At 68.4% G+C, this 8606-nt stretch carries 8 protein-coding genes; 4 read left to right on the top strand and 4 right to left on the bottom strand.

What is annotated here, in order from left to right; all coding sequences use genetic code 11:
* Positions 1-166: 166 nt before the first annotated feature.
* From ACFV15_RS47050 to ACFV15_RS47035, 4 genes are read right to left on the bottom strand one after another with little or no spacing between them, the layout of a single operon-like run.
* A complete protein-coding gene (locus ACFV15_RS47050; RefSeq protein ID WP_378359897.1) occupies positions 167-1315 on the bottom strand; it encodes a hypothetical protein in 1149 nt (382 codons plus the stop codon).
* Between the two features lie 4 nt (positions 1316-1319).
* Positions 1320-2576, bottom strand: coding sequence for a glucarate dehydratase family protein (locus ACFV15_RS47045; protein ID WP_378359895.1), 1257 nt, complete (start codon positions 2574-2576; stop codon positions 1320-1322).
* Positions 2576-3514, bottom strand: a complete 939-nt coding sequence (locus ACFV15_RS47040; protein WP_378359894.1) for a 5-dehydro-4-deoxyglucarate dehydratase — start codon at positions 3512-3514, stop codon at positions 2576-2578. Before ACFV15_RS47040 ends, ACFV15_RS47045 begins: the two co-directional genes overlap by 1 nt.
* Before the next feature lie 47 nt (positions 3515-3561).
* Positions 3562-5073: a sodium:solute symporter family protein gene (locus ACFV15_RS47035; RefSeq protein ID WP_378359893.1), complete on the bottom strand. Its 1512-nt coding sequence runs from the start codon at positions 5071-5073 to the stop codon at positions 3562-3564.
* Between the two features lie 131 nt (positions 5074-5204).
* Here ACFV15_RS47035 and ACFV15_RS47030 point away from each other — a divergent pair, with 131 nt between their 5' ends.
* The 4 genes from ACFV15_RS47030 to ACFV15_RS47015 all read left to right on the top strand — a co-directional run bounded on the left by ACFV15_RS47030 (position 5205) and on the right by ACFV15_RS47015 (position 8552).
* Complete coding sequence (locus tag ACFV15_RS47030) at positions 5205-6020, top strand: IclR family transcriptional regulator (protein ID WP_378359891.1); 816 nt, start codon at positions 5205-5207, stop codon at positions 6018-6020.
* Between the two features lie 29 nt (positions 6021-6049).
* The gene (locus ACFV15_RS47025) at positions 6050-6868 is read left to right on the top strand and encodes an NAD-dependent epimerase/dehydratase family protein (protein ID WP_378359889.1); all 819 of its coding nucleotides are present in this window, start codon (positions 6050-6052) and stop codon (positions 6866-6868) included.
* Positions 6869-6954: 86 nt separating this feature from the next.
* Positions 6955-7491 (top strand): RNA polymerase sigma factor, encoded by a 537-nt coding sequence (locus ACFV15_RS47020; protein ID WP_378359887.1) that lies wholly within the window; start codon positions 6955-6957, stop codon positions 7489-7491.
* The gene (locus ACFV15_RS47015) at positions 7488-8552 is read left to right on the top strand and encodes a CU044_5270 family protein (protein WP_378359885.1); all 1065 of its coding nucleotides are present in this window, start codon (positions 7488-7490) and stop codon (positions 8550-8552) included. The genes ACFV15_RS47020 and ACFV15_RS47015 overlap by 4 nt, the downstream gene beginning before the upstream one ends.
* Positions 8553-8606: the final 54 nt, after the last annotated feature.

Genomic DNA, 8606 nt, shown 5'->3' with positions numbered 1-8606 from the left:
GGGGTCATCAGGTGGGTGATGGCGTCGCGTGCGGCGGCCGCCTCCAACGGCCTGGGGGCGGGCTCGGGTGGGGGCGGGGCGGCGGGGGGCCCACTGGCCTCCGCCGCGGCCGCGAGGATCTGTTCCAGCGTGGCTGGGTCTGTCTGAGCCATCTTTGCCATTTCTCCTAAGAAGCGTGTGCGCCGCTGGTGGCGCCGTGCATGTCCGGCCAACGTCCGGGGCCGGCGAGCCCGAGGTGGTACAGATGCAGCTCCGCGGCCCCCGCCTTCCCCAGCTCCCGAGCGTAGGCCTCCATGTCGGGTACCGGGTTGGCGGCCACGGCCGTCACGTAGCTGCCGATGTCCACTGTGGACGGCAGGGCCTGCCTGGCCGCGGCGACCGCCGAGGTGGCGGCCGTGCCGGGCACCCAGTTGAACAGGACCACCGCGTCGACGTCCTCCGCCGCGGTGGGCGTCAGGCCGGGCAGCGCGCCGGTGACCCACGGGTCGAGCGCGCCGTGCAGCACGATCCGCACGCCGTCCGGGATCTGCGCGAGCACGCCGCGGCGCAACGCGTCGACCGCCGATTGGCGCGTGGTGAGAAGCAGTTCTCGCAACGACGGCAGCAGCTTGTCCTCGGTGACGGCCAGGTCACCGGTTCCGATCAGCCGCCGGACCTCCGCGCGCAGCTTCCCGCGAATGGCTTCGGGGTCGCCACCCGCTTCGGTCCAGCCCGCCGCACAGGCGTCACAGCAGCAGATCGACAGCAGCCGCGCCACCGCGGGCGCCCAGACACCGTCGGTCTTCTCGTGCTGGTGCTGGTGGATCGCGCCGAGCGGCCCGCAGGCCTCCAGGATGACCGAGGAGAATTCCAGTCCCTCCAGGCATTCCGCGGTCAGCGTGGCGGCGTACTCCCGCACCTCCGGCTGCGACGGGCACAGCGCCCACGGGTACAACTCGCCGAAGCAGTTGCGGACCGTGAGCTCGGGGAATTCCGTGCCCAGCAAGGAGTTGTGCGTCAGCACGATCCACGCCGCCGCGGGAATGCCCGCCGCGTTCAAGACCCGCACGGCGTCGCCTGCCGCGTCGCCAGGGTCCCACTCCGGGGCGGCCGGGCGTAACTTGGCGCCACGCCAGGCTTCCTCCCGCACCGGACGGTAGAGCGCCGCGTGCCGCGCGACGACCGCCGTGTGCTCTTGCGACCATGGCGTCGAAGCACGGGCCGAGTGATAGGACACCGCCACCGCGACCTCGTCGACGCCCAGGTCGCGGGCGCGCTCGACGAAGCCGGGGTCGCCCAAGACGTCCCAGGAATACGCGTAACCAGTTACCCGCAAGGGTTCACCACCGTGCCGTGTTCGGTTCGAAGGAGCCGACGTAACGCCGCATGTACGTCACATCGTCCCGCTTGGTCTGTCCACATCGGACATAGTCCTCGTGCGCGCGGGCGAGCGCGTCGGGGTCCAGTTCGACACCGAGGCCTGGCTTGTCGGGGACGGCGACCGCACCGTCCTTGAACTCCAGCGCGCCCGGCGCGATCACATCGGTCGTCTTCCACGGCCAGTGCGTGTCGCAGGCGTAGGTCAGGTGCGGGGTCGCCGCGGCGACGTGCACCATCGCGGCCAGCGAGATGCCGAGGTGACTGTTGGAGTGCATGGAAAGCCCGACACCGAAGCATTCCGCCGTCTTCGACAGCGCCTGCGTGTCACGCAGCCCGCCCCAGAAGTGATGGTCGGACAGCACGACACCGACGGCCTTCTGGCGGAACGCCGGCTCGATGTCGTCGAAGCTGACCACGCACATGTTGGTGGCCAGCGGCATGTTCGCCTGCTCGGCGACCTTCGCCATGCCCTCGATGCCCGGCGTCGGGTCCTCGAGGTACTCCAGCACCCCGTCGAGCTCACGCGCGACGCGGATGGCCGTGTCGACCTTCCAGCCGGCGTTCGGGTCGATCCGCAGCGGGAGGCCGGGGAACGCCTCGGCCAGCGCGTGGATGCCCGCGATCTCCTGATCGGGCTCGAAGACACCGCCCTTGACCTTGATCGACTGGAAGCCGTACCGGTCGATCATCGTGCGCGCGGCGCCGACGAGCGTTTCCGGAGTGGTGACTTCGCCCCACGCGTCCTCTTCCGCGCCGAGGTGCGCGCCGTACTTGTAGAACAGGTACGCGGAGAAGTCGACCGCGTCACGGGACTTCCCGCCGAGCAGGTCGACGACCGGCCTGCCGAGGAAGTGCCCCTGGGCGTCCAGACAGGCCACTTCGAACAGCGAGTACACCGTGGCGATGGTCTTGCGGTTGGAGAAACCGCCGGTGAGCCCGTGCTGATCGGAGAACACGGCCTTGCCGAGCACGCCCGCGATCTTGCGCTTCAGGCCGGGCAGGTCGAAGACGTCGTGGCCCTTCAGCTCCGGGATGACCTGGCGCACCTGGTCCAGGAACGCCAGGTCGCCGTACGACTCGCCGAGGCCGACCACGCCGTCGTCGCAGAGCACCTGGACGACGCCGCGCAACGCGAACGGCTCGTGCACACCCATCACGTTCAGCAGCGGGGGATCCGCGAACGCGACGGGGGTGAGCACGATGTCTTGGATCTTCATCAGGCGTCGATCCCCTTGAGCACCGCGAAACCGCGCTCGACGAGCTTCTCGAGCCGGTCGATCTGCTCGGCCTTCGGCTCGATCAGCGGCGGGCGGACCGAGCCGACCTTGTCGCCGCGCAGCCGCGCAGCGGCCTTGACCAGCGACACGGCGAAGCCGGGGGTCTCGTCGCGCAAAGCCACCAGCGGCAGGTAGAAACCGGCCAGCAGCGCGTCCATCACCTCGGTCTCACCGGCCGCGAGCGCCGCGTGGAACCGGTGCGCGATCTCCGGCGCGAAGCAGTGCACGGCCGACGAGTAGCGGGCGACACCGATCGCCGCGTAGGCCTTCGCGGAGACCTCGGCGGTCGGCAAACCGTTGAAGAACAAGAAGTCCCGCGCCCGGTCGGTGTCGACCGAGCGGATCGCCGTGACGATCCGGGTCATCAGCTCGACGTCGCCGAAGCCGTCCTTCAGCCCGACCACGGACGGGATGTCGAGCAGCTCGACGGCCGTGGCCGCGGTGAACACGCCGGTGCCGCGGTGGTACACGATGACCGGCACCGTCGAGTCGCCGACCGCGTAGCGCACGTGGTCGATCAGTCCCGACGGCGGCCCGGTCACCAGGTACGGCGGCAGGAGCAGCACGCCGTCGGCGCCGCCTTCCTGGGCCGCCGCGATCCCGGCGCGGGCCGTCGCCGCGCCACCACCGGCACCTACCCAGACCGGCACCCGGCCGCTGGCCACCTCGCGTGCCTTCGCCAGTATCGCCGCGAGCTCACTGGGCGCGAGCGAGCTGAACTCACCCGTCCCGCAGGCCACGAACAGCGCACCGGCTCCGGCCGCGATGTGACTCTCCACATTCTCCGCGAACGCATCGAGGTTCAGTTCGAGATCCTCGGTGAACGGCGTCAACGGGAACGCGAGTAGACCGTCCAGCTCGATCTTGGGCTGTGCCATGTATTTCGACTCTCCCTGTTCTTACTTAGGTGTTCGCACGGCCCCCGTTATGCGGGGATCGCCGAACCCTCCTTCGGCTTGTTCGGCACTTCATCGTCCGCCTGGTCGATCGTGTCGATGATTTCGTCGGTCACGGCGTTGCGTTCCGGCAGTACCGCGCCCAGTCCGATGTAGAGCGCCAGCGAGACCAGGATCGGCAGCGAGACGGTCACCGCCAGCGAGGCGTTGAAGCCGTAGTAGGCCAGCGCGTAGGCCAGCAGGCCACCTGCCCACGAGACGAGCGCGGCACGCGAACCCGAGCGGCGGAACCACGGCAGCAGGCCGAGCAGCAGCGGCACCGAGATCGGGCCCATCAGCGCGGCCACCCACTGCACGACGATCGTGAGCACACCGCCGAGCTTCGGCGCTTGCGTGGCGACGATCATGGTCAGCACGACGAAGACGACCGTGGTGAGCCGGGCGGCGAGCAGGCCCTGGCTGTTGGTGAAGTTCTTCGCCTTCTTCCACAGCACCGGCATCATGTCGCGGGTGATGACCGCGGAGATCGCGTTGGCGTCCGAGGAGACCATCGCCATGGTGTGCGAGAAGATGCCTGCCAGCACCAGGCCGATCAGGCCGGGGGGCAGGAACGTGGTGGTCATGATCGCGTAGGCGTTGTTCGGGTTCTTGATGCCGGGGATCAGCAGCGGGGCGGCGAACATCGGGAACATCATGACCAGCGGCCACAGCAGGTACAGCACCGAGGACAACCGGGCGCCGCGCTTGGCCTCCTGGGTGTTCGGCGCGGCCATGTAGCGCTGCGCCAGGTTCCACATGCCTCCGTTGTACTCCAGCGTTTTCACCAGCACATAGACGAGCAACACGACAGTGGTGAACTTCGCGGTCGTCGGGTTGAGGTGCGCGGCGGGCAGCTTGCCCCACATGGTCCACAGGCCCGAGATGCCGCCGAGCTTGGCGAGCACGACCCAGAGCATCACGATCGCGGCGATGGCCTGGATGACGAACTGGCCGAAGTCGGTGAGCGCGTCGGCCCAGAGACCGCCGACGGTGCAGTAGATGAGGGTGATCGAGCCGGTGATGATGATGCCCCAGGTGTAGTCGACACCCGCGAAGACGTTGAGGATCGTCGCGACCGCGAACCACTTGGCGGCGATGTCGAAGATCTTCAGCAGGCTGCCGCTCCACGCGAGCGCCTGCTGCGTCGGGACGTTGTAGCGCTTGGCCAGATACTCCAGCGGCGAGGAGACACCCAGCTTCGAGCGCAGCCGGTTCCACCTGGCCGCGAACAGCCAGGACCCGATGCCGACACCGATACCGATCGAGGCCATGCCCCAGAAGTAGACGGTGATGCCGTCCGTGTACGCCACGCCCGCGTACGCGACGAAGAGCACCGCGCTGTAGCCGGACATGTGATGCGAGATCCCCGCCAGCCACCACGGCATCTTGCCGCCTGCTGTGAAGAAGTCGCTCACGGTGCTGACCCGGCTATGCGACCAGAAGCCGATAGCCACCATCAACACGAAGTACGCGGACACCATGATCCAGTCGAGCAAATGCACCGCTGACCCCTCTCGTTGTTCACATCCGTGAACGGAGTCTGTTATAGTGATTATGTTCATCCATAAGAACGTTGTTCGGGACGCTAATATGGCCCAAGTCACCTGTCAACGACCAGAAGGAGCAGGCCCAGATGCCGCAAAAGGTCGCAATCCCGGCAACGGGTAACGGGACGGGTGCGAGCAGCGACAACGCCGGGGTCAAATCGGCCCGCCGCGCGATCGACTTGATCGAGACCTTCGCGGCGAACGACGTCTGGCTGTCACTGTCCGACCTGCACACCCGCACCGGTTTCCCCAGGTCGAGCCTGCACGGCCTGCTCAAGACCCTGCTCGAGGCCGGTTGGCTGGAAGCCGACGCGAACACCGCGCGCTACCGCCTCGGCGTCCGCGCGCTGATCTGCGGCACGGCGTATCTCGATCGTGATCCGGTCGTCCCGTTCGCCACGGAGGCGCTGGAGCTCGTCAGGGAGAAGACAGGACTGACCGCGCACTTCGCCCGCCGCAACGGCACCGAGGTCGTCTACCTGGAGACCCGCGAGTCGACCAGGTCCACCCACCTGGTGTCCCGCGTCGGCCGCACACTGCCCGCACACGCCACCGCGCTGGGCAAGGCACTGCTCGCCGAGCTCACCCACGACGAGATCAACGAGCTGATGCCGCATCAGCTCGCCGCGCTCACCCCGAACACCATCACCAGCCTCGACGCGCTGCACGCCGAATGCGCCGCCACGCGCGAGCGCGGGTACGCGTCCGAGCGCGAGGAAGGCAGCCTCGGCGTCCGCTGTGTCGCCGCGGTGATCCCGTACCGCATTCCCGGCACCGACGCGATGAGCTGCTCGATGCCGGTCAGCCAGGTCACCGACGAAGACGTCCGCCGCGTCGGCGAACTGCTGGCCGAGACCACGGCCGAGCTCGGGCAGCGCCTGCGCCGGGCCGGTATCCGCTAAATCCCTTCACTAGCGATAAGGAAGTCTTCATGGCAGACCAGCGCGTCCTGATCACCGGATCCGCGGGGATCGTCGGCACCCTGATGCGCCCGCGCCTGGCCAAGGCCGGCCGGGTGCTGCGCCTGCTCGACCTCGCGGAGCAGACTCCGGCAGCGGACGGCGAAGCGGTCGAGATCGTCACCGGCTCGGTCACCGACCCCGACGCGATGGCCAAGGCCTGCGAGGGCGTCGACGCGCTCATCCACCTCGGCGGGCACAGCCGCGAGAACTCGTGGGAAGCGACGCTCGACGTCAACATCAACGGCACCCAGGTCGTGCTCGACGCCGCGCAGAAGGCGGGCATCCAGCGCGTCATCCTGGCGTCCAGCAACCACTCCGTCGGCTTCCGTCGCGTGGACGAGACCCCCGAAGGCGGCCACCCCGCCGACTCGTCGCCGCGTCCCGACACCTACTACGGCGTCAGCAAGGCCGCGATCGAAGCGCTCGGCTCGCTGTACCACGACCGCTTCGGCATGGACGTGATCGCGATCCGCATCGGCTCCTGCTTCGAGTCGCCGCTGGTGCTCGGCCCGCGCGGGCTGGTCACCTGGCTCTCCCCCGACGACGGCGCGCGCCTGTTCGAGGCCTGCCTTTCGGCGCCCTCCCCCGGCTACCGGCTCATCTGGGGCGTCTCGGACAACACCCGCCGCCTCTACTCGCTGGCCGAGGCCGAGGCACTGGGCTACAAGTCGCTCGACAACGCCGAGGTCTACGCGGAGCAGCTCAAGGACAAGCCGCTGCCCAGCGGCGGTGAATGGCTCGGCGGCCCGTTCTGCACGGCGCCGCTCGGTCACTTCAACCCGATCTGATCGAGAAGGGTAAAGACCGCTTCGGGCAAGAACGGTTGACGGCGCCCACCGGACAGGCCGGTGGGCGCGCGACCGAGGAGTGCTGCATGACAGCTCCACCCGACGCGAAAGCGGAATCACCACCGGACACCTTCGAGGCGGTGTTCGACCGGCATTTCGCGGAGATACACGGCTATGTCGCTAGACGACTGGGAGTCGACATAGCCGATGACGTGGCCTCCGAGACCTTCCTGGTCGCCTACCGCACCCGCGACCGGTTCGACCCGTCGCGCGGCGACCATCGCGCGTGGTTGTACGGCATCGCCAGCAATCTCACGCGCCGCCACCGGCGTTCCGAAATCCGCGGCTATCGCGCATTGACCAGGCTCGACCCCTCGTCCGCCGTACTCGGCCACGAGGAAGCGGCCATCGCCAGGGTCAGCGCTCAAGACCTGCGCGAACCACTCGCCCGCGCGCTCGCCGGGCTGTCCGCGGGCGACCGCGACGTCTTGCTGCTCATCGCACTCGCGGAGCTGACCTACGACCAGGTCGCGGCCGCGCTCGGCATTTCCTACGGGACGGTCTGTTCCCGCCTGAGCCGAGCCCGCCGCAAGGTCCGCACTTCACTGGAGTCACAGTCATGAACGACCTCGAAGAGATCCGCCGTCTCCTCCCGCCCGCCGCCGCACCCGACCCGTCGGTGGTCGCCCAGGCACGGGCCCGCATGTTCACGCAAGCCCCGGAATCCGCCCGCCCCAAGCTGGGCAGGCGCCTGGTCATCACCGCGGCGATCGGCGCCGCGGTCGCGACCGGCATCGTGGCACTCCCGGGTGACAGCGGCAAACCGTTGTCCGGCCGCGATGTTCTGCTCGTCGCGGCCACCCAAGCCGCGAAAGAGCCGCTGGCCACAGGCAAGTACTACCGCACCCGGGTCATCCACCAGAGCACCGAAAAGTTCGGCCTCGCGCCCAACACCTATCACTACGACACCCGCGGCTTGGCGGAGATCTGGGTCGCGGCGGACCCGGCGAAACCGGACCACTACGGCACCGTTCGACTCGGGGGCAAGCCCACCACCCCCGCCGACGCCGAAGCATGGAAGCGCGACGGCTCCCCGACCGTGCTGAAGCTGCCAATGATGATTCTCGGCCAGCCGGCCATGGTCGACGCCACCCCAGGCGGTGCCAAGCTCGAAACGGTGAACCGCGAAGACGTCATCGGCTATGGCTCCACGCCCGACGGCAAGCCCATAACGTTCACCAGGGAGGAATGGGCCGCGCTGCCCGCCGACCCTGCCGAGCTGAAGGCCTTCCTGCTCAACCGGCCGCTCGCGAGTCAGGTCAGTCAGAAGGACTGGCTCATCCGCTTCGCCATGTACTTCCTCTCGGAATTCCCAGTCCGCCCGGAAGCCCGTGCGGGGCTGTTCAAGATGCTGGCGGGCCTCGACGGCGTGACCTCGGACGGCCCGGTCACCGATCCGCAGGGCAGGAAGGGCATGGGTGTGACCATCGCCCCCGAACCCGGCCGGAACGAAACCCCGCACAAGCTCATCGTCGACACGAACACCGGCAAGCTCCTGAGCTACGGCAGCGAGGGCAAGGCGACCCCAGGTGTCGACGGACCGCAGGGCCCGTACTGGGAGATCGTGCTCTCGGCCGAATGGACGAACGACGAACCCAAGCCGCCCTCCACGGCAACCCCCTGACACCCACAGGTCGTGTGGGGTGTTTGGGGGTGAAAACCCACCAACACAGCAAGA

Origin of the sequence: Amycolatopsis sp. NPDC059657, assembly GCF_042734395.1 — a bacterium.
In the GTDB taxonomy this organism is placed as follows: domain Bacteria; phylum Actinomycetota; class Actinomycetes; order Mycobacteriales; family Pseudonocardiaceae; genus Amycolatopsis.
Note: the sequence above shows the minus strand (reverse complement) of the source record. Positions and strands in the feature narration are given on the sequence as shown.